The 20,433-nt window shown below is 72.8% G+C and carries 15 protein-coding genes; 13 read left to right on the forward strand and 2 right to left on the reverse strand.

Translation table 11 applies throughout. From position 1 onward, the window contains the following. Positions 1 to 121: 121 nt before the first annotated feature. The 3 genes from ABZ454_RS02215 to ABZ454_RS02225 all read left to right on the forward strand — a co-directional run bounded on the left by ABZ454_RS02215 (position 122) and on the right by ABZ454_RS02225 (position 4,605). Positions 122 to 1,750, forward strand: coding sequence for an MFS transporter (locus ABZ454_RS02215; RefSeq protein ID WP_356322756.1), 1,629 nt, complete (start codon positions 122 to 124; stop codon positions 1,748 to 1,750). A gap of 225 nt (positions 1,751 to 1,975) precedes the next feature. Then, positions 1,976 to 3,358, forward strand: a complete 1,383-nt coding sequence (locus ABZ454_RS02220) for a lysine 2,3-aminomutase (RefSeq protein ID WP_359535676.1) — start codon at positions 1,976 to 1,978, stop codon at positions 3,356 to 3,358. After that, positions 3,355 to 4,605 carry an aminotransferase class I/II-fold pyridoxal phosphate-dependent enzyme gene (locus ABZ454_RS02225; RefSeq protein WP_359535677.1) on the forward strand — a complete coding sequence of 417 codons (1,251 nt, stop codon included), beginning with the start codon at positions 3,355 to 3,357 and terminating at the stop codon, positions 4,603 to 4,605. Before ABZ454_RS02220 ends, ABZ454_RS02225 begins: the two co-directional genes overlap by 4 nt. Positions 4,606 to 4,663: 58 nt before the next feature. On the opposite strand, the gene ABZ454_RS02230 is transcribed toward ABZ454_RS02225, so the two are convergent. Continuing rightward, complete coding sequence (locus ABZ454_RS02230; protein WP_356322753.1) at positions 4,664 to 4,933, reverse strand: phosphopantetheine-binding protein; 270 nt, start codon at positions 4,931 to 4,933, stop codon at positions 4,664 to 4,666. 74 nt (positions 4,934 to 5,007) lie between these two features. Here ABZ454_RS02230 and ABZ454_RS02235 point away from each other — a divergent pair, with 74 nt between their 5' ends. Both ABZ454_RS02235 and ABZ454_RS02240 read left to right on the forward strand, forming a co-directional pair. Beyond that, positions 5,008 to 6,603 (forward strand): AMP-binding protein, encoded by a 1,596-nt coding sequence (locus ABZ454_RS02235; protein WP_359535678.1) that lies wholly within the window; start codon positions 5,008 to 5,010, stop codon positions 6,601 to 6,603. Between the two features lie 119 nt (positions 6,604 to 6,722). Next, positions 6,723 to 8,318 carry a PQQ-binding-like beta-propeller repeat protein gene (locus tag ABZ454_RS02240; RefSeq protein WP_359535679.1) on the forward strand — a complete coding sequence of 532 codons (1,596 nt, stop codon included), beginning with the start codon at positions 6,723 to 6,725 and terminating at the stop codon, positions 8,316 to 8,318. Positions 8,319 to 8,391: 73 nt separating this feature from the next. Here the strand turns inward: ABZ454_RS02240 and ABZ454_RS02245 are convergent, their stop codons facing one another. Then, the gene (locus tag ABZ454_RS02245; protein ID WP_359535680.1) at positions 8,392 to 9,300 is read right to left on the reverse strand and encodes an ACP S-malonyltransferase; all 909 of its coding nucleotides are present in this window, start codon (positions 9,298 to 9,300) and stop codon (positions 8,392 to 8,394) included. 211 nt (positions 9,301 to 9,511) lie between these two features. Between ABZ454_RS02245 and ABZ454_RS02250 the strand changes: the two genes are divergently transcribed. Genes ABZ454_RS02250 through ABZ454_RS02285 form a run of 8 tightly spaced genes read left to right on the forward strand, consistent with a single transcriptional unit; the run spans position 9,512 to position 20,416 of the window. Continuing rightward, positions 9,512 to 11,326 (forward strand): fatty acyl-AMP ligase, encoded by a 1,815-nt coding sequence (locus ABZ454_RS02250; RefSeq protein ID WP_359535681.1) that lies wholly within the window; start codon positions 9,512 to 9,514, stop codon positions 11,324 to 11,326. Further along, entirely contained in the window at positions 11,323 to 13,089 is a 1,767-nt protein-coding gene (locus ABZ454_RS02255; protein ID WP_359535682.1) for an acyl-CoA dehydrogenase, read from the forward strand. Before ABZ454_RS02250 ends, ABZ454_RS02255 begins: the two co-directional genes overlap by 4 nt. Positions 13,090 to 13,105: 16 nt before the next feature. Beyond that, entirely contained in the window at positions 13,106 to 13,426 is a 321-nt protein-coding gene (locus tag ABZ454_RS02260; protein WP_359535683.1) for an acyl carrier protein, read from the forward strand. Continuing rightward, positions 13,426 to 16,413 (forward strand): beta-ketoacyl synthase N-terminal-like domain-containing protein, encoded by a 2,988-nt coding sequence (locus ABZ454_RS02265; RefSeq protein ID WP_359535684.1) that lies wholly within the window; start codon positions 13,426 to 13,428, stop codon positions 16,411 to 16,413. The genes ABZ454_RS02260 and ABZ454_RS02265 overlap by 1 nt, the downstream gene beginning before the upstream one ends. Then, positions 16,410 to 17,423, forward strand: coding sequence for a 3-oxoacyl-ACP synthase III family protein (locus ABZ454_RS02270; protein WP_359535685.1), 1,014 nt, complete (start codon positions 16,410 to 16,412; stop codon positions 17,421 to 17,423). The genes ABZ454_RS02265 and ABZ454_RS02270 overlap by 4 nt, the downstream gene beginning before the upstream one ends. 7 nt (positions 17,424 to 17,430) lie before the next feature. Next, positions 17,431 to 19,323, forward strand: a complete 1,893-nt coding sequence (locus ABZ454_RS02275; RefSeq protein ID WP_359535686.1) for an HAD-IIIC family phosphatase — start codon at positions 17,431 to 17,433, stop codon at positions 19,321 to 19,323. Next, the gene (locus ABZ454_RS02280; protein ID WP_359535687.1) at positions 19,320 to 19,565 is read left to right on the forward strand and encodes a phosphopantetheine-binding protein; all 246 of its coding nucleotides are present in this window, start codon (positions 19,320 to 19,322) and stop codon (positions 19,563 to 19,565) included. The genes ABZ454_RS02275 and ABZ454_RS02280 overlap by 4 nt, the downstream gene beginning before the upstream one ends. Next, entirely contained in the window at positions 19,562 to 20,416 is an 855-nt protein-coding gene (locus tag ABZ454_RS02285) for a 4'-phosphopantetheinyl transferase superfamily protein (protein ID WP_359535688.1), read from the forward strand. The genes ABZ454_RS02280 and ABZ454_RS02285 overlap by 4 nt, the downstream gene beginning before the upstream one ends. Positions 20,417 to 20,433: the final 17 nt, after the last annotated feature.

Below are 20,433 nucleotides of genomic sequence, written 5' to 3' on the forward strand. Positions count from 1 at the left end.
GTCCCGACCCCTATTCAGGTCCCTGTTCCCACCCCTGTTCCGGTGCACGGAGGGTCCTGCCGTGCAGGTCTTTCCGTTCACTGGTACCTACGTCCCGACCCCACAGCATTGGACTGCTCCCATGACCAGCTCCCAGAGCGAGAACGGCACTTCCGGACCGGAGCCCAGAGCGGGCCGCAAGGAGTGGATCGCCCTCGGCGTCCTGCTCCTGCCCGTGCTGCTCGTCTCGATGGACCTGACCGTCCTCTACTTCGCGATCCCCTCCATCAGCGAGGACCTCAGGCCGTCCGGGAACCAGCAGCTGTGGATGATCGACATCTACGGATTCGTGCTGTCCGGGGTCCTGCTCACCATGGGCGCGCTCGGCGACCGCATCGGCCGCCGCCGGCTCCTGCTGATCGGCGCCGTGGTCTTCGGCGGCGGGTCCCTGCTCGCCGCCTATGCCTCCAGTCCCGAGATGGTGATCAGCGCCCGGGCGTTCCAGGGCCTCGGCGGCGCCACCCTGATGCCCTCCACGCTCGCCCTGATCCGCAACCTGTTCCGTGACCAGACCCAGCGTCGTACCGCCATCGCCGTCTGGTCCACCGGCATGGCCGCCGGCGCCGCGCTCGGCCCGGTGGTCAGCGGCGCCCTGCTGGCCGGCTTCTGGTGGGGCTCGGTCTTCCTCATCAACGTGCCCGTGATGCTGCTCCTGCTGGTCGCGGCGCCGTTCCTGCTGCCGGAGTTCAAGGACGCCGCGGCCGGGAAGTTCGACCTGGTCAGCGCCGCGCTCTCGCTCGCCGTGATCCTGCCGGTCGTCTACGGCTTCAAGAAGATCGCCGCCGACGGCTTCTCCGTCGTGAATGTCGTCGCCATCGTGGTCGGCCTGGCCCTGGTCCCGGTGTTCCTGCGCCGGCAGCGCACCAGCAGCGATCCGATGATCGACGTCTCGTTGTTCCGCAACAAGGCCTTCGGCGCCTCGGTGACCGTCAACATGCTGGCCTGCTTCACCCTGGTCGGATACTCGCTCTTCTCCACCCAGTACATGCAGTCGGTCCTCGGGATGAGCGCCCTGAAGTCCGCGCTGTGGACGCTCCCCGGCACCCTCGCGGTGGGCGCCGTCGTGCCGCTCGCCACCGTCCTCGTCCGCACCGTCCGGCCGGCCGTCATCATCGCGAGCGGGTTCGGCATCGCCACGGTCGCCCTGCTGATGCTCACCCAGGTACCGGAGAAGGACGGCCTGGTGCTGATCCTGATCGGCATCATCGCGCTCGCGGTCGGTCTCACCCCGGTCCTCACCCTGGTCACCGAACTCGTCGTCGGACAGGTGCCGCCGGAGCGTGCCGGCACCGCCTCCGCGCTGCTCCAGACCTGCCAGGAGCTCGGCGGCGCCCTCGGCGTCGCCGTCCTCGGCAGCATCGGCGCCGCCGCCTACCGCAACAGCGACGAGCTGGACGCCCCGGCCGGGGTGCCCGCCGACGCGCTGGACCAGGCGCGGGAGACCATCGGCGGTGCGCTGGCCGCCGCCGGAAAGCTGCCGGGCGACGCGTCCGCGGCTCTGGTCGACGCGGCCCGTGCGGCGTTCACCACCGAGGTGCACGTCGCGTCGGTGGCCGGTGCGGTGGTGATGGCCGGTGCGGCCGTGGTGGCCCTGATCGGACTGCGTTCCGTCCAGCACGACAACGCGCGCGCCGCCGATCCGGCGGCCCAGGCCGCCGCCGCGCCGGCCCCGAACGGCGCCGCACGGGAGTCCGGTACCGGTATCGCGTAACCCGCCCGCCCCGGCCCCGCCGGGCCCACGGACAGCCGCCCAGGAGCCGGACACCCGTCGCTCCCGGGCGGCTTCACCATGCCCGCGCCCGTGGAGGCACGGGGCCGTCGTAAGGGTAGGGCTGGGGTCGGTTCTGGGGTCCGATGGCCGATTCCCGTCCCTAGCATCGCATCGTGTTCGAGCACACGCTCGATCTGCCAGGCACCAGGCTGGAGGAATATCCGCATGTCCCTGCTGGCAACCGATTCGGCCGAGGCGGCACGGTTCCGCGCCTACGGACCACGGCAACTCGATGAGATCGCCGACCGCCACGGCCTGCCCGCCGACATACGGGAGACCGTCCGGCTCGTGTCGATGGTGCTGCCCTTCCGGGTCAACGAGTACGTCCTGTCGCAGCTCATCGACTGGGACCGCATCCCCGACGACCCGATGTTCCAACTCGTCTTCCCGCAGCGGGGGATGCTGACCGAACAGAACGAGCGGGACCTCGCCGACCTCTCCGCGGACCCCGCCGGCAAGGTCGCCCTGCGCGCCCTGGTCCAGCAGATACGGGGCCGGCTCAACCCGCACCCCTCCGGGCAGAAGGAGCTCAACGTCCCCACCCGGGCGGGCGTGGAGATCCCCGGTCTGCAGCACAAGTACCGCGAGACGGTCCTGTACTTCCCGAGCCAGGGCCAGACCTGCCACGCGTACTGCACCTACTGCTTCCGCTGGGCGCAGTTCGTCGGCGACACCGAGCTGCGCTTCGCCGCCCCCGACCCGCGCGGGCTCGTCTCCTACCTGGAGGCCCACCCCGACGCGGGCGACGTGCTCGTCACCGGCGGCGACCCGATGGTGATGACCACCGAGCGCCTGCGCAACCACCTGGAGCCGCTGCTCTCGCTGGAGAGCGTGCGGACCATCAGGATCGGTACGAAGTCCGTCGCGTACTGGCCGCAGCGCTACGTCACCGACCCCGACGCGGACGGCGTCCTGCGGCTGTTCGAGAAGGTCGTCGCCTCCGGGCGCAACCTCGCCGTGATGGCCCACTTCAGCCACCCCCGCGAGCTGGAGACGGACCTCGCGCGACGGGCGATCGCCCGCATCCGGTCGACCGGCGCCCTGGTCTACTGCCAGGCCCCGCTGATCGCCAAGGTCAACGACGACCCGGACGTCTGGAGCCGGATGTGGCGGGCCGAACTCGCGGCCGGCGCCGTGCCGTACTACATGTTCGTGGAGCGCGACACCGGCCCGCACGACTACTTCCGGGTGCCGCTCGCCCGCGCGGCGGAGATCTACCGGGACGCCTACAGCTCCCTGCCCGGCCTGGCCCGCACGGTCAGGGGCCCGGTGATGTCCGCCACCCCCGGCAAGGTGGCCGTGGACGGGATCATCGAGCGGGCCGAAGGCCGCTTCTTCCAGCTGCGCATGCTGCAGGCCCGCGACCCCTCGCTCGTCGGCCGGCCCTTCCTCGCGCACTACGACGCCGACGCCGCCTGGCTGGACGAGCTGCGGTTCGACCGCTCGGTCCCCGACGACATCGCCCGCGCGATCGCCGGACCGGCCTGGTCGGACGAGCCCGAACTCTTCGGGACGAGGGCCGCGGCGCCCGTGGGGAGCCAGGCATGAGCGACCTGCGGATGTCCCCGAACCTGGCGCTCAACCAACTGGTGGCGCAGCGGCAGGCAGCCGGTGAGCAGCTGATCCACCTGGGCTTCGGCGAGTCGAGGCTGCCCGCCTTCGGACCGCTCGTGGAGCGCCTCGCCGCGGGGGCGACCCGCAACGCCTACGGCCCCGTGGCCGGTTCACCGGGGGTGCGCGCCGCGGCCGCGGGCTACTTCGGCCGCCGCCGCCTCCCCACCGATCCGGAGCAGATCGTGGTCGCCCCGGGCAGCAAGCCGCTGCTCATGGCCGTCAATCTCGCGGTCCCGGGTGATGTGCTGCTGCCCCGTCCGGCGTGGAACACGTACGCGCCCCAGGCCCGGCTGGCCGGCAAGCATCCGATCGCCGTGCCGATCCCCGAGGAGTGCGGCGGGGTGCCGGACCCGGACGCGCTGCGGGAGTGCGTACGGGCGGCGCGGACGCTGGGGCACGACCCGCGCATCATGGTGCTGACCCTGCCGGACAACCCGACCGGCACCCTCGCCCCGCCCGCGATGATCCGCGCCCTGTGCGCGATCGCCGAGGAGGAGGGCCTGCTGATCGTCTCGGACGAGATCTACCGGGACGCCATGCACGACCCGGCCGCCGGCTACCTCAGCCCCGCCGAGGTGGCCCCCGGCATCACGGTGGTCGCCACCGGCCTCAGCAAGAGCCTCGCCGTGGGCGGCTGGCGCATCGGGGTGGCCCGCTTCCCCACGGGCCCGTGGGGCGAGTGGATCCGCAGCGGAGTGGTCTCCGTGGCCAGCGAGGTCTGGTCGACCCTGGCGGGACCGATGCAGGAGGTGGCCGAGTACGCCTTCAACGAGCCCGAGGAGATCCGGGACCGGCTGCGTGCCAGTGCGCGGCTGCACGGGGCCGTCGCCCGCGACGTCCACCGCATCGCCGTCGGCGCCGGAGCCCGCTGCCGGCCGCCCACCGGGGCCTTCTACGTCTACCCCGACTTCGAGCCGGTCCGCGAGGAGCTCGCCGAGTACGACGTCCACGACTCGGCGTCACTGGCGCGGCGGATGCTGGACCTGGGGATCGTGGTGCTGGCCGGACACCTGCTCGGCGACGAGCCGGGAGCCCTTCGGTTCAAGTGCGCCACCAGCATGCTGTACGGCGAGAACGCGGAGCAGCAGGAAAGGGCGCTGGCTGCCGAGGACCCGCTCGCGCTGCCCCATGTCCGGTCCGTTCTGGACCGGATCGAGGAGAGTTTTCAGCGGCTCCTGTAAAAGGAGCGGCCCGACGCGGATGTTGATTCCGTGTCGGGCCGGGCGAGGGTCCGCTTTTTCACGCGGCGGGTTCTGTCTTGTGCATCAGAGTATTCCAGAGGATGTCCGGGCTGGCGAAATTCTCCAGCTTCAGCGCGTCATCCAGGAAGCGCACGGAATAGGCGCCTTCCAGCGCTGCGAGCAGCTCGATCGTGCCCATGGAATCCAGCCCCAGTTCCTTGAGAGGGGAATGGTCGGCGAGCTTTTCGCCGGGCGGGAGATAGGGCAGGAACGGGCGGATGACGTCCTCGAAGGCTTCGTCCCAGGTGTGATTCGTGAGTTCTGGCATAAGGGAATGATGCGGGCGGCCGTCGTTGGCTGTCAATGTATCCCCGTGAATGTGCCGGGAAATGAGGAGCGGAAATGCAATCAAGGGTGCCAGAGGCGCTGCACGCACGTTTCCTGCGCGGACTGGAGAAATCGCCGCACGGGGTGGCGGTGCGTGTGGGCAAGGAGACCGTCGACTACACGCGGGCCCATGAGACGGCCCTGTCCTGGGCGGGCGCCCTCCTGGCCGCCCCCGGTGGCCCGCCGAAGGCCGTCGGCATCCTGGCCGGCCGCAGCCCCCTCGCCTACATCGCCATTCTGGCGAGCCTGTACGCGGGACTGCCCGCGGTCCCGGTCCCGGCCGACTTCCCGTCCGGCAAGATCGTCTCGATGCTCGGCTCGGCCGAGGTCTCCGCCCTGCTCGTGGACGAGGAGGGGGCCGCCCTGCTCGCCGGGGGACTGGGGGCGCGGCTCGGGAGCCTCCCGGTGCTGGCGCCCCACCTCGACGGCGACGGGGCGCGGGCCCTGGCCGGCGGCACCCGGCTGCTGCCGCTGGCGGCCGGCCCGGACACCGCGCTGCGGGCGCCCCGCTCCGCCGCCCCCGAGGACGTGGCGTACGTCCTGTTCACCTCGGGGTCCACCGGCCGCCCGAAGGGGGTCCGGCTCACCCACGGCAACATGGCGCACTACTTCGCCCTGATGGACGACTGGTACGACTTCACCGAGGCGGACGTCTTCTCCCAGGCCGCGAACCTCAACTGGGACTCGGCGGTCTCGGATTTGTGGTGTGCCTGGGCGGCCGGCGCCCCGCTCGTCTCCGTACCCCCGCACGCCTACCGCGACCTGCCCGGCTTCGTGGCCGAGCACGGCATCACCGTGTGGTTCTCGGCGCCGAGCGTGATCTCGCTGGCGCGCCGCACCGGCCGGCTGGCACCCGGCAGGATGCCCTCCCTGCGCTGGACGTTCTTCGGCGGGGAGGCCCTCCAGTTCGAGGACACCGACGCCTGGCAGCAGGCCGCGCCGGACTCGGCGGTGGTCAACGTCTACGGGCCGACCGAGATGACCATCACCACCCACCGTCACCGCTGGTCGCCCGAGGAGTCGACCAGGCTCGGCGTCAACGGGGTGGTCCCGCTCGGACTGCTCCACGACGGCCATGCGGAGCTGTTGCTCGACGAGCTCGGTGAACCCGCGGCCGACGAGGGGGAACTGTGGCTGTCCGGACCGCAGTTGTCGGCCGGCTACCTCGATCCGGAGGACGGCCGCGGCAAGTACCTGGAACAGGACGGGGTGCGCTGGTACCGCACGGGCGACCGGGTCCGGCGGCTCGCCGGCGGTGAACTCGTCTACCTGGGCCGCATGGACTCCCAGGTGCAGGTGCAGGGCTATCGCGTCGAACTCGCCGAGGTGGAACACGCGTTGCGCGCCGCCTCCCCGGTCGGCGGGGCCGTCGTGGTCGGCGTGCCGGTGGCCAACAGCACCGAACTCGTCGCCTTCTACCTCGGTGAGCAGCGCTCCCCGCAGGAGTTCCACCGCGACCTGGCCCCCGTGCTGCCGTCCCAGCTGATCCCGCGCCACTACCACCGGCTGGACGAGTTCCCCCTCAACACCAACAAGAAGACCGACCGGCTGGCGCTCACCGCCCTCGCCGCCGAACGGCACGGCACCCGTGTGCCGGTGCCCGTCCCATGAACCCGGCCGACGGACCGCGCCCCCTCGCCCGCCCCTTCCCCGGGTGGAGCGACGTGGCGCCGGCCCGGACAGCCCGCGTACCGCATCCGTCATTCACGTCCTCAGGAGGACAGTCAGCCATGTACACAAGACCCTGGGCCCTGCGGAAGACGGTCCGCAGGTTCACGCTGCTCGCCGTCATCGCGCTGGCGGCCACGCTGGGCACCGCTCCGGTCAACGCGTCCGCGCCCCGGCCCCAGTGGCCGACCGGCGGGCACGACCTGGGCAACAGCCGCTCCAACTCCCAGGAGCGGACGATCACCAAGAGCAACGCGAACCGGCTGAAGGCCAAGTGGACGTACGCCACCCACGGGGACGTGTCGGCGACACCGGCGGTGGTCGGCGGCGCCGTCTACTTCCCTGACTGGGGCGGCTACCTGCACAAGGTGGACGCCAGGACCGGCCGTCCGATCTGGTCGCACAAGGTGTCCGAGTACACCGGCGACGCGGATTCGGTGTCCCGGTCCAGCCCCACGGTCGTGGGCGGCAAGGTCTACATAGCCGACTGGACGAAGGCCGTCCTGATGTCGGTCGACGCGGCCACCGGCGACCTGGTGTGGGCCCGTGAGATCGACACCCAGTACAAGGCCGTCCTGACGCAGTCGCCGGTCGTGCACGACGGCGTGATCTACCAGGGCGTCTCCTCCCGTGAGTCCGAGGGAGCGCTCGACCCCGCGTACCCCTGCTGCACGTTCCGCGGCAGCGTGAACGCCATCTCCGCGGCCACCGGCAAGGTGCTGTGGCGCCAGTTCACGACCCCGGACAACGGGGGCGTGACCGGCGGCTACAGCGGCGTCGCCGTCTGGGGCACCCCGGCCCTGGACCCGTCGACGAACACGGTGTACTTCACCACCGGCAACAACTACACCGTTCCGAAGCCGGTCTCCGACTGCCAGACGGCCGGGGGCACCCCCGCCGAGTGCTACGCGCCCGACAACTACGTGGACACCGTGCTGGCGCTCGACATGACCACCGGCCGGATCAAGTGGAACACCGGCGCCAAGCGCTTCGACGCCTGGAACACCGGCTGCCTCCCCGGCTTCCCGCCCAACAACTGCCCGCCCAACCCCGGTTACGACTACGACTTCGGCGACGGCGCGCACCTGTTCACCGTCAAGGGCCCGGACGGCCGGCCCCGCAAGGTGATCGGCGCGGGTGAGAAGAGCGGCGAGTACTGGCTGATGGACGCGTCGACCGGAGAGGTGATCTGGAGTGCGGCGGCCGGCCCCGGCGGCCACGTCGGCGGCATCGAGTGGGGCACGGCCAACGACGACAAGCGGATCTACATCGCCGAGGCCAACTTCAACCGGCTGCCCTACCAGCTGGCCGACGGCACCACCACCACCCGCAGTTCGTTCGCCGCGCTCGACCCGCAGACCGGCAAGATCCTGTGGCAGGTCGCCGACCGTACGGACGGACTCGCCTGGGGAGCCCTGACCGCAGCGAACGGCGTCGTCTTCGGAGGCTCCACGAGCGGCCACATGTACGCGCTGGACGCGGCGACCGGCGCCTACCTGTGGGAGTTCACCGCGCCGTACTCCTCGAACGCGGGACCCGCGGTCGTCGACGGCACCGTCTACTGGGGCAACGGGTACGCCCGGTTCTCCGCCGGCGCCGGCACCACCGGCAGCAGCACCGAAGGCACCTTCTACGCCTTCACGGTGGACGGCCGGTAGCACCCGGACGGGGGCGGCCGGCGCCTTCCGGGCGCCGGCCGCCCCCGTCGTCGTGCGTGCGTTCCGGGAGGCGTCAGGCGGCCGCGGGCAGCCCGCGCCGTACCGGAAGCATCGCCGACCTGGGCGTCACCGGCACCACCTCGAAGGCGCGCGTGGTGCACGCGACCCGGGTGAACAGCCCGTCCGCGCCCGCCACGTGCAGCCGGCCGACCCCCGCCTCCTGGAGCGCGGAGACCACCGAGGGCCACCGCACCGTCCGGACGAAACCGTCCAGCAGCATGTCGCGCACCCCCGCCCCGGTGGTCACGACGCGGCCGTCCTGGTCCGCGACGACCGGCAGCCGCGGGTCGGACCAGGTGAGCCCGTCGAAGACCTCTTCGGCGACCCGGTCGCGCAGCCCGCCGAAGAGGTGCGAGTGCATGGGCGGCTTCATCGTGTACATCGCCATCCCGCCCAGCGACCTGATCCTGCGCTGGAGCCACTCCAGTACCGACTCGTGCACGGTCAGCATGGTGAAGTCATGGTCGACGACACACGAGATGTCGCTCCACTCGCCCCGCTCCTTGAGCTCCTGGCGCAGCTCCTCGATCCTGTCCTGCGGCACCCGGGCGATCGACTGCGTCACCAGGGCGGGGTGTTCCCGGGTGAAGTACTCCTCCATCACGTCGGCCAGCCGGGCGGTCATCGTCACGGCGTCGGCGAAGCCGAGCACCCCGGCGTGGACGGCGGCGGCGCGGGCGCCGAAGCTCGGCCCCGTCACCCAGGCCGGCTGCGGCTCAAGCCGCTCGCCGGCCCAGCGCGCCAGGGCGAGGCAGTTCACCACGAAGGAGATCTGCCCGTAGACGGAGTAGTCGCCCTCGGCCTCCCGGTAGCGGTCGGCCAGCCGGTATCCCAGGGTCTCGTCGGCGATCGCGTACAGCTCGCGCGCGTACGGGTTGACCAGCATGAATCGGGCGACCTCGGAGAAGGCCGTCGGCTGCATCCCGGGAAATACGATCGCCGTGCTCGGCGCGGCCCCGGTTTCGGTGTGAGTGTTCATGGACCGAGCCTCGCCCGTCGCCGGGGCCCGCGAGCACCCCTGTCGCCCCCTGACCGCAGGCCCGCGCAAGCGAACCTTAAGGGCGTTTGCGGAGGATCGGCGGGAACGAGGGCCGCACCATCCACGGGCCCGCAGATGCGAGGGGATGCCGCGGATGTCAGAGTCACGCTTCGCCACCTTCACCGAACTGCTCCGCGCCCGGACGGACGAACTCCCCGACGAGGACGTGCACATCTTCCTCCGCGACACCGCCGGCGGAGCCGTGGCCGAGCACCTCACCTACGGAGAGCTCGACCGGGAGGCGAGACGCATCGCGGTCTGCCTCCAGGAGTACGGGGCGGCCGGACAACCGGTGCTGCTCGCCTACTCCTCGACGGTGGAGTTCCTCAAGGCCTTCGCCGGCTGCCTGTACGCGGGAGCCGTCGCCGTCCCCGTGCCGCTGCCGGGCGAGGCCGGCCGCGACAAGCGGCTCAACCGCACCACGGCCGTCCTCAAGGACACCGGCGCCGAGGTGGTGCTCACGGAGACCTCCGCCGCGCCCGAGGTCGCGCTGTGGCTGGCCCGCAACTCCCGCTCCGGCGCCGTCTGCCAGGTCACCGACGTCCCCGGCATCGGCGACCCCGAGCAGTGGCGGCCCGTCGCCGCACGCCCCGACGACCTCGTCTTCCTCCAGTACACCTCCGGCTCGGTCTCCGAACCGCGCGGGGTGACGGTCTCGCACCGCAACCTCCTCGCCAACCAGGCCACGCTGCGGAAGCTGCTGAGGACCACCCGCGAGGACGTATTCGGGAGCTGGCTGCCCTACTTCCACGACATGGGTCTCGTCGCCCACCTTCTCCACCCCGTCTTCCTCGGCAGCCACAGCGTCCAGGTCACCCCGCTGTCCTTCGTCAAGCGGCCCCTGCGCTGGCTCCAGGCCATCGACGAGTACGGCGTCACCGTCGGCGGCGGCCCCAACTTCTGCTACGACCTGTGCGTCCACCGCGTCAAGGACGAGCAGATCGCCGCCCTCGACCTGTCCCGCTGGCGCCTCGCCCTCAACGGGGCCGAGCCGGTGCGCGCCGAGAGCCTCGACGCGTTCGCCGAGCGCTTCGCGCCCGCCGGGTTCCGCCCCGAGGCCTTCCGTCCCTGCTACGGACTGGCCGAGGCCACCCTGGTCGTCTCCGGCGGCGTCCCCGGCACGCCGTACGTGCGCAAGGCGTTCGACAGGACGGAGCTGGAGTACGACCGGGTCGCCGACGCCACCGGGACCCGGCCACGCCACCAGACCCTCGTCGGCTGCGGCGCCCCCGTGGACATGGAGGTGCGCATCGTCGACCCGCTGACCCACCACGAGATGCCGCCCGGCGCCGTCGGTGAGATCTGGCTGCGCGGCTACAGCATCGCGCGCGGCTACTGGCGGCGCCCCACCGAGACCGTACGGACCTTCCGCGCCAGCCTCAACGACGAGGAGAGCAACTTCCTGCGCACCGGCGACCTGGGCATGCTGGTGGACGGTGAGCTGTTCGTCACCGGGCGGCTCAAGGAAGTCATCATCATCAACGGCCGCAACGTGTACCCGCAGGACGTCGAATGGGCGGCGCGCACCGTCAGCCCCGCCCTGACCTTCGGCGCGGGCGCCGCGTTCTCCGTGGACGCCGGCCGCGAGCACCTCGTCCTCGTCCAGGAGGTGCGCGGGGTCGGCAGCACCGAGCTGAGGACGGTCGCCCAGAAGATACAGGCCCTGATCGGCCAGGAGTTCGAGATCCCGGCGGGCAACGTCCTGCTCGTGCGCCCCGGCGCCGTCCGCCGCACCAGCAGCGGCAAGGTCCAGCGCACCCTGATGCGCAAGCTCTTCCTCGACGGTGTGGTGCGCGGCGAGTACGAGGTGCTCACCCCCGACGTGTGGGCGCTCGCCCGCGCCGAGGACGTGCTGTTCGGAGGCGATCTGCTGCGGCCGGAGGGAGCCGACGGAGGAAGGCGGTGGTGACGACCCTGCCCGTCGAGCGGCCGGAGGCCACCGCGGGTGCCGCGCAGCGGCGCGAGAGCGCCGTGCGGGCCCGCGTCGCCGGCCTGGAGGCCCTGCTCGGCGACCCGTCGGACCCGGCCAACCCGGCCGGCTACACCGCGCTGCTCGAAGCCGACCGGGCGGCGGTCCCCTTCGCCGCGGGCGAGGCGCTGCTCGACGAGTTCGGGATCGTCGACGAGTACGTCCCGCGGTCACTCGGCGGCCGGCTCGACGCGATGGACACCCTGGTCAGGGTCATGCGCCCGGTCATGCGCCGGGACGTGGGCCTGGCCATCGGGCACGGGATGACCACCTTCATGGCCGCGTCCGACGTGTGGGCCGCGGGCAGTCCCCGGCAGCGGAACTGGCTGGCGGGGCTGTTGCGCAAGGGCGGCAGGGCGGCGATCGCCCAGCACGAGACCGCCCACAGCAACGACTACGTGCGCAGTCAGGTCACCGCCCGGCGGAGCCCCGGCGGCTATCTGATCAGTGGCGGAAAGCCGCTGGTGAACAACCTCGAACGGGCGGGTGCGCTCGTCCTGTTCTGCCGTACGGACCCGGCCCCCGGCAGCCGCAGCCACTCGGTGCTGCTGCTGGAGCCCGGGCAGCTGAGCGACGCCCGCGCGGCCGTCACCGCCCGCAGGACCCCTGTCGGGTTACGCGGCTGCCGCTTCGCCGGGGTGGAGTTCGACGACTGCCCGGTGCCCCGGAGCGCGCTGCTGGGCCCCGAGGGCAGCGGCATCGAGACCGCGCTGCGCTCCTTCCAGATCAGCCGGACGGTGATCGCCGCGACCGCCGTCGCCGCCCTCGACACCAGCCTGCGCACCGCCGTCCGCTTCGACCGGGAGCAGTCGGGCGGCTGGCAGGCACGCGGCACCGACGGCAGCCGTACCGGGGCAGCCCTCACCAACGCCTTCGTCGACCTGCTGCTCTACGACAGCCTGGCGGTGGTCGCCACCCGCGCCCTGCACCTGCTGCCCGCCGAGACCAGCGTCTACTCGTCGGCGCTGAAGTACTTGCTGCCCCGTGTGCTCACCGAGCCGATGTACGACCTGTCCATCGTGCTGGGCTCGGACTTCTACACCCGCGAGGGCACCCTCGGCATCTTCCAGAAGCACGTCAGGGACGTACCGGTGCTGAGCCTCGGCCACGCCGGGACCGTCGCCTGCCAGGCCACCGTCATCCCGCAGATGCCCCGGCTGGCCCGGGGCTCCTGGTTCGTCGAGGACGAGGCGCCCGCCGCGCTGTTCCGCCTCGACGGGGACCTGCCGCCGCTGCGCGGCGACCGGCTCGCCCTCGCCTGCGGACGGGACTCGCTGAGCGCCACGATGCTCGCCGTCGCCGCGGGCATCCACGGTCGCGGACCCGTGGAGCGCGCCCTGCGCACGCTCGCGGGCCTGCTCGTCGAGGAGTTCCGCGATGTCCGGGGCCGGGTGCTGAGGCTGGAGGCCGCCGGACCCGCCTCCCGCGCGCAGCCCGCGAGGTTCGCCCTCATGGACCGGTACACGCTGCTGCTGGCCGGGGCCGCCGTGCTCGGCGTGTGGGACCAGGGCCGCTACGGCTCCGACCCGTTCCTCGCCGACCCGTCGTGGGCGGCCGCCGCGCTGCACCGGATCTGCCGGCGGCTCGGCACACGCGTCGCCGCCCTCCCGCCGGAGTGCGAGACGCGGATCCGGCACGAGGTCCAGCTCCGCTTCTCCACCCGGACCAGCTACGACCTGTACTCGACCCCGATCCCGGGTTGACCGAAGGAGTCCCGCCATGACCAGTCCCACCGGCCGGCACGCCGTGGCCGCCGACACCGCGAAGTCCGAAGGCGTGTACGAGTGGCTGTCCGCCCGCGTCGCGCTCTACCTGCGGCGGTCGCCCGAGACCGTCGACCCCACCGTGCCGCTCGCCGAGTACGGCATGGACTCGGTGGCGGCGCTCAGCCTGTGCGGGGACCTGGAGGACGAGTTCGGCCTGGAGGTCGAGCCGACCCTGCTGTGGGACTACCCGACCGTCGCGAGCCTCGTCCGCCATCTGACGGCCGTACTGCCCGACGCGTCCGCCGGCCCGTTCCCGGCACGGGGCCGGCACTGATGGGCGACATCGCCGTCGTCGGGATCGACTGCGCGTTTCCCGGAGCGGCGGGCGTGCGGGCGTACTGGGACCTGCTGATGTCCGGCGGGGCCGGCATCGGCCCCGTTCCGCGCGGGCGCTGGGAGGCGCGGGACTTCCCCGCTGTCGGTGACAGCGGCGGTTTCGTCGACGACGTCGATGTCTTCGACAGCGACTTCTTCTCCGTCACCCCGCGCGAGGCGGCCGCGATGGACCCGCACCACAGGCTGCTGCTGCCCTGCGCCTGGCGGGCCCTGGAGGACTCCGGCCGCGCCCCGGGGGAACTCGCGGGCACCGAGACCGGGGTGTTCGTCGGCGTGATGGGCGGCGAGTGGGGCCGCCTCACCATGAGCGACCTCACCCGCGTCACCCCCCTGCTCGGCTCCGGCAGCAGCGCCGGAATGGCGGCCAACCGGATCTCGTACCACTTCGACTTCACCGGACCGAGCCTCGCCGTCGACACCGCGTGCTCGTCCTCGCTGGTCGCCGTCCACCTCGCGGCCAACTCCCTGCTCGCGCAGGAGTGCGACACCGCGCTGGCCGGCGGGGTCAACATCGTGCTGTCGCCCTCACTGGGCCTGGTCTACGGACAGCTCGGACTGGCGGCCGCCGACGGACGCTGCAAGCCGTTCAGCGCCGACGCGGACGGGATCGGCCGCAGCGACGGCGTCGGCCTGGTGGTGCTGCGCCGCCTGGAGGACGCGCTCGCCGACGGCCAGCGCGTCTACGCCGTGCTGCGCTCCAGCGCCGTCAGTCAGGACGGCCGCAGCAACGGGATGATCGCCCCCAACCGCTGGTCGCAGGAGCGCGTCCTGAGAGCGGCCTACCGGCGGGCCGGAGTCACCCCCGACCAGGTCGCCTTCGTGGAGGCCCACGGCACCGGAACGGTGCTCGGCGACGCCATCGAGTGCGCGGCCCTCGGGTCGGTGCACGGGGTCCCGCGCGACACCCCCTGCGCGATCGGCTCCGTCAAGGGCAACCTGGGCCACACCGAGGGGGCGGCCGGCATCGCCGGGTTCATCAAGACCGCCCTGGCCCTGCACCACCGCATCGTCCCCGCGAGCCTCTACGCCGACCGCGAGAACTCCCGGCTGCGGCTCGGCGAACGGGGCCTGCGGCTGCTGAAGTCCCCCACGCGGCTGCCGCGCGGTCAGAACACCGCGGGCGTCAGCAGCTTCGGCATGGGCGGTACGAACGTCCACGCCGTCCTCGGCAGCGCGCCCAGGTCCCCGAGGGCCACGCCCGGCCGGACCCGTGCGGCCACCGAGGCCGTCGGCGTGTTCACCGTCAGCGCCGACACCCCCGAGGCGCTGCGCCGCAACCTCGCCGCGCAGGCCGACGCGATCGCCGCCCGGCCGAAGGGCGGGGCGGCCGCCCTGTGCTGGAGCAGCAACCGGATCAAGACCGGTCTGCCGCACCGGTTCGCGGTCACCGCGCGCGACACCGGCGAGCTCGTGGCGCGGCTGCGCCGGGCGGTCACCCTGCGGACCCCCGTGTCACCCGACGCGGCGGTCACCACCGACCGCCCCTGGGGCCGGCCCGTGGTCGCGTTCCTGTTCACCGGCCAGGGCAGCGAGTTCCCCGGCATGACGGCGGGCCTCTACCGCGAGTCGCCGGCCTACCGCCGCCACCTCGACGAGGCCGACGAGGCGCTCGCGGCCCACCTCGGCGCCTCGGTACGGGATGTGATCCTCGGCGGCGAGGACCCGGCCCACCGGCCCGTGGCCGTCCAGCCGGCCCTGTTCGCCGTCGGCGTCGCCCTCGCCCGCACCCTGGCGAGCGTGGGCGTCACCCCGGCCGCCGTGCTCGGCCACAGCCTCGGCGAGTACGCCGCCGCCGTCACCGCGGGCGCCCTGGATCTGGACGAGGCCGCCCGCCTGGTGGTCCTGCGCGCACGGCTGACGGCCGGACTGCCGCCCGGTGCGGGCCTGCTCGCCGTCGCCGCCGGCGCCGGTGAGCTGGCGCCGGCCCTGGCGGGCGAGCCGGACGTGGTGGCCGCCGCGCTCAACGGTCCCGCGGACACGGTCCTGGCCGGCCCGCTGGACGCGCTGGCCCGGATCGCCGGGGAGCTCGCTGGGCTCGGGATACGCGCCGGCGAACTGCCGACGGCCCACGCCTTCCACTCGCCCCTGATGGCTCCCGTGGCCGCCGGGCTGCGCGCCGCCGACGTGCGGTGCGCGCGGCCCGCGCTGCCGGTGGCCTCGGCCCGGTTCGGCCGGATGCTGCGCGACGAACCCCTGGACGCCCGTTACTGGGCCGGCCAGATCGAGGAACCCGTGCTGTTCGACGACGCGCTGGCGGCGCTCGTACGCGACCTGGCCCCGACCCATCTGATCGAGATCGGACCGAAGCCCCAGCTCACCGGGATCGCCGTGCGCGGCGGGCGCGTGGGAGGTGCGGAGCTCCTGCATCCCGCGCCCGGGCCCGAGGCCACCGCCCGGGACCTGGCGGAGACGGCCGGCGCCCTGTACCGCTGCGGAGTGGACCCGCTCTGGGAGGAGCTGTACGTGCCGGAGGACCGGGGCGTCGAACCCCTCGCCCCGTACGTGTTCTCGTCCGCGCAGCGCTACTGGGACCGGCTGCCGGCACCCGCGCCCGCCGGCACCGCGCCTGCGGTATCGCAGCCGCCCGCCGGCACCGCGCCCACGGCGTCGCAGCCGCCCGTCGCGGAACGGCGGGCCGGCCCGGAGGCGGCCACCGGCGCGGACCCGGGCGACCCGGTGCTCCTCGCCGTGGTCGAGGCCGTCACGGAGGTCGGTGGGTACGCCCCGGAGCGCGTGGTGCGCGAGGCCCGGTTCCACGAGGACCTCGGCTTCGACTCGGTGATGATCATGCAGCTCAAGAACCGGGTGGAGGCCCGCCTTCCGCGCGTCGGAGAGGTCTCCGTGCAGCGCCTGCTGCCCGCACTGCGCTCGGTCGGCTCGCTCGCCGAGTTCCTCGACGGCGTCATCATGGCGAGGTCGGCATGAGCGCCGTCCACATCGCCGCGACCGGCACGGCGCTGCCCGGTGAGCCGGTGGACAACACCGTGCTCGGCGCGATGCTGGGCGTCGGCAAGGAGTGGATCGACCACTTCGTCGGCACCAGGACCCGGTACTTCGGCTGGGACCCGGTCACCGGGGAGGTCCGTGGCTCCCTCGCCGATCTGTGCGCCGAGGCCGGGGCCCGGGCGGTGCGGGCCTCGGGGCTCGACCCCGCCGACATCGAGTTCGTGGTGCTCGCGACCGCCACCCCCGACACGCTGCTGCCGACCACCGCGACCGAGGTCGCCGACCGGCTCGGCCTCGACCACCTGCCGGTCTACCAGATCCAGGCGGGCTGCTCCGGAGCCGTCCAGGCGCTCGACCTCGGACGGAGCCTCGTCCTCGGCGGCCGGCGGGCCGGCCTGATCATCGGCGGCGACGTCACGCACCGGTTCCTGTCGCCCCGCCGGGACGCCGCGAAGATCCCCACCGGGGAGCTCGTCAACTACGTCCTGTTCGGGGACGGGGCCGGGGCCGCCGTCCTCACCGACGAACCGGAGGGCGAGCGGGTCGCCGTACGGGCGGTGCTGAACTCCTGGACCGGCCGGGGGCGGCCGCCCGGCCAGCTCCTCGACTGGTACGGGACCACCGACCGTGACTCGGACCGGCCGATGCTCGCCGAGGACTACAAGGCGATCGAGGAGCAGGTGCCCCCGATCGCCGCGGAGATCCTCTGGGAGCTGCTCGGCGGCCTCGGCTGGAGCCTCGGTGACGTCGGTTTCCTGCTGCCGCCCCAGCTCTCCGAGCGGATGACCGCACGCATCGTGGAACGGCTGCCGGACAGCTCCGCGCGGGAGATCTCCTGTGTCGCCGACACCGGCAACACGGGCAACGCCCTGCCCTTCCTCCAACTGGACCGGCTGCTGCCCCGGTTGGCGGTGGGGGAGCGTGCGCTCGGCCTGTGCGTGGAGTCCAGCAGGTGGATCAGAGCCGGGTTCGCCCTGGAGAAGGTGTGAGGCACGGATGACCACGGCGATGGACCGGCTGCGGGAGATGCGCGGCCGAGGACTGCTGGAGAAGACGTACGACCGGGTCGCGGCGGTCCTCGCCCAGGAGGAACCGGGGGGCGGCCTGCCGGACGCCGCCGCGGCCGGCCGGCTGCTGGGCGGCATCGACGACGACGCCGTGCTCGCCCACCATCCGGCCGTCCCCGTCGTGACGGTGGCCGTGACCGGACAGTCCACGGTGGGCCACGTGCTCGACCCGCTCAGGGGCGAGCTGGCCCGCCACGGGATGCTCCTGCGCCCGGTCGTCGGCGAGCACGGCACCTATCTGCGCGACCTGACCGACCCGGCCGGGGAACTGCGAGCGGCCGGCCCCGACCTCACCCTGTGCCTGCTCGACGCCGAGACGCTCTTCTCCCAGGTGCCCGCGGTGTGGAGACCCGCGGACGTGGCGGCGGCGGCGGAGGAGGTGCTGGCCAGATGCGTCGCGATGGCCGGGGCGGCCCCGGGCACCCTGGTGCTCAACACGCTCCCGCTGCCCAGGAGTTACAGTCACCAACTCGTCGACCACCGCTCCCGTGCGCTGCTCGGCGCGGTGTGGCGGGAGTTCAACGCCCGGCTGCTGCGGCTCACGGAGCTCCCGTCCGCGCCGGTGGTGATCGACCTCGATCCCCTGGTCGCCGAGGGCGGGCCGGTCACCGACCCCCGCCTCGCCCGGTACGCCAAGGTGCAGCTCGGTGCGGAACTCCTCGCCGCGTACGCCCGCGAGGTCGGCCACCTGGCCCGGGCGCTGCGCGGCGCGACCCGCAAGTGCCTGGTGCTCGACCTGGACAACACCTTGTGGGACGGCGTGCTCGGCGAGGAGGGGCCCGACGGCATCGCCGCCGCGGGCACCCTGCGGGGGGAGGCCTTCGGGGCCTTCCAGAGATGCGTGCGGCAGCTCGGCTCCCAGGGTGTACTGCTCGCGGTGAGCAGCAAGAACGACCAGGAGCAGGTGGAGCGGGTGCTCGCCGGCCATCCCGATCTGGTGCTGCGCGCCCCGGACTTCGTGGCGGTCAACGCCAACTGGGAACCCAAGGACGCCAATCTCGCCGACATCGCCCGGCAGCTGGATCTGGGCACCGACGCGCTCGTTTTCGCCGACGACTCAGCCGCCGAGCGCGCGCAGGTGCTCCACGGGCTGCCCGAGGTGGCCGTCGTGCCGCTCGGCGAGGAGCCCGCGTCCCATGTGGCGCGCCTGCTCGCGGACGGCTGGTTCGACACGATGAGCCTGACCGAGGAGGACCGGGCCAGGACCGGTGAGTACCGGGCGCGCCGGCAGCGCCGTGATCTGCACGCCGGCTCGGGCTCGCACCAGGAGTTCCTGGAGGCCCTGGACATCCGCCTGGACGTCGGCCCGGCCCGGCCCCACGAGTTCGCCCGCATCTCCCAGCTGACCCTGCGGACCAACCAGTTCAACCTCACCGGGGGCGGCTACGCGGAGTCCGCGCTGGCCGCCCTGGCCGCCGACCCCGGGCGCCATCTGCTGCTGGCGGCCCGCAGCGCCGACCGGTTCGGCGACAACGGCCTGACCGGGGCGGTGCTCGTCACCGTGGCCGGGGGGACGTGGCACCTGGACAACCTGTGGCTCAGTTGCCGCGTCCTAGGACGTGGCATCGAACGGGCCTTCCTCGCCATACTGTTGAGTAGGGCCCGGCGCCTCGGAGTGAACGCCGTGGGCGCCCGCTACGTACCCACCGTGCGAAACCACCGGGCCCGGGACCTCTACCCGTCCTGCGGGTTCGTCGCCCGTGATCTCCCGGACCGGGAGGCGTACGGGGACGGGACTGCCGAGTTCCACCACGATCTGGCGGTGCTTCCGGACCTCCCCGGCCATGTATGTGTCACCGAGTCCGGAGGGCAGCCCGCATGAGCTCCGATGACCTGAGCGTCCTGGACGTCTTCCTGCGGACCGTGGGCGACGACCTCGGCCTCGACGTCGGCGGGCCCGCCGGGGCGGACACCGCTCTCGGCGACCTGCCCGGCTGGGATTCGCTGAACCTGCTCCGGTTGGTGGCCCTCCTGGAGGAGTCCGGCCATCGCGTGCCGGTGCACCGTCTGCTGGAGGCGCACAGCCTCCGGGACATTCACACCCTTGTGAAGGAGTACGGATGACCGTCCCGGGCAGTCTCACGCTCGGTTCACCCCTCGGCGAGCCCGTCGCGGTGGTTCCCGGAGGGGATTCGTGGGACAGGGTCAGGGAGGACCTCGCCACCCACGGGAGCGCGCTGGCCTACGCGTGGCTGAGGGACCTGGAGCCGGCGGTGCCGTCGGGGGAGGAACTGCGCGAACTGCTCGGGCGCGACTGGACGCGCTACCTCGACCTCACCCACGCCGATGTGCGGGACCAGTACGTCGCCTCGCGGTTGCTCCTCAAGCACGCGGCGGGCGCCGTGCTCGCCAGCGAACCGGCCGACCTGGAACTGGCGTACGGCCCGACGGGCCGCCCGTACCTGCGCGGCTGCGACCAGATCGACATCAGCCTCAGCCACACCCAGGACCTGGTGCTCGTCGGGCTGACCACGTGCGGGCTCATCGGGGTGGACGCCGAGCACGCCGACCGGGACATGTACGGCGGCGGGCTCGTCCGGCACATCTGTACGTCGTACGAGGCGGTCCTGCTGTCCGGGATGCCGGAGGAGGAGCGCAACGGTGCGCTGGTGCGGCTGTGGACGCTCAAGGAGTCCTACAGCAAGGCGATCGGGCAGGGCATGCAGTTCCGCTTCACCGAGTTCGGCTTCGGTCCGGACGGCCGCCCCGTCCGGGTGCAGCGGCCGGACGGCACGGCGGGCACCGGGGAGGAGTGGACCTTCCGCACGTTCTCCCTGCCGGGCGGTTACGTCGTCAGCGCCGCGGTGTACGACGCGGGGTTCGGCAAACTGCAGGACGCCCACGTCACGACGATGCTCGACCAGGACTGTATGGACGCGATCACCGAGGCCCTCGACGCGGAGACCGGTCCGTGAGGCGGGCGGCGCCGGGA

The sequence above is a fragment of the Streptomyces sp. NPDC005803 genome (genome assembly GCF_040630435.1).
Lineage (GTDB): Bacteria > Actinomycetota > Actinomycetes > Streptomycetales > Streptomycetaceae > Streptomyces.

Bases quoted from the DNA above. Each gene is read 5' to 3' on its own strand.
- ABZ454_RS02215 (WP_356322756.1), top strand. From the start codon at position 122: ATGACCAGCTCCCAGAGCGAGAACGGCACTTCCGGACCGGAGCCCAGA.
- ABZ454_RS02220 (WP_359535676.1), top strand. From the start codon at position 1,976: ATGTCCCTGCTGGCAACCGATTCGGCCGAGGCGGCACGGTTCCGCGCC.
- ABZ454_RS02225 (WP_359535677.1), top strand. From the start codon at position 3,355: ATGAGCGACCTGCGGATGTCCCCGAACCTGGCGCTCAACCAACTGGTG.
- ABZ454_RS02230 (WP_356322753.1), bottom strand. From the start codon at position 4,933: ATGCCAGAACTCACGAATCACACCTGGGACGAAGCCTTCGAGGACGTC.
- ABZ454_RS02235 (WP_359535678.1), top strand. From the start codon at position 5,008: ATGCAATCAAGGGTGCCAGAGGCGCTGCACGCACGTTTCCTGCGCGGA.
- ABZ454_RS02240 (WP_359535679.1), top strand. From the start codon at position 6,723: ATGTACACAAGACCCTGGGCCCTGCGGAAGACGGTCCGCAGGTTCACG.
- ABZ454_RS02245 (WP_359535680.1), bottom strand. From the start codon at position 9,300: ATGCAGCCGACGGCCTTCTCCGAGGTCGCCCGATTCATGCTGGTCAAC.
- ABZ454_RS02250 (WP_359535681.1), top strand. From the start codon at position 9,512: ATGTCAGAGTCACGCTTCGCCACCTTCACCGAACTGCTCCGCGCCCGG.
- ABZ454_RS02260 (WP_359535683.1), top strand. From the start codon at position 13,106: ATGACCAGTCCCACCGGCCGGCACGCCGTGGCCGCCGACACCGCGAAG.
- ABZ454_RS02265 (WP_359535684.1), top strand. From the start codon at position 13,426: ATGGGCGACATCGCCGTCGTCGGGATCGACTGCGCGTTTCCCGGAGCG.
- ABZ454_RS02270 (WP_359535685.1), top strand. From the start codon at position 16,410: ATGAGCGCCGTCCACATCGCCGCGACCGGCACGGCGCTGCCCGGTGAG.
- ABZ454_RS02275 (WP_359535686.1), top strand. From the start codon at position 17,431: ATGACCACGGCGATGGACCGGCTGCGGGAGATGCGCGGCCGAGGACTG.
- ABZ454_RS02280 (WP_359535687.1), top strand. From the start codon at position 19,320: ATGAGCTCCGATGACCTGAGCGTCCTGGACGTCTTCCTGCGGACCGTG.
- ABZ454_RS02285 (WP_359535688.1), top strand. From the start codon at position 19,562: ATGACCGTCCCGGGCAGTCTCACGCTCGGTTCACCCCTCGGCGAGCCC.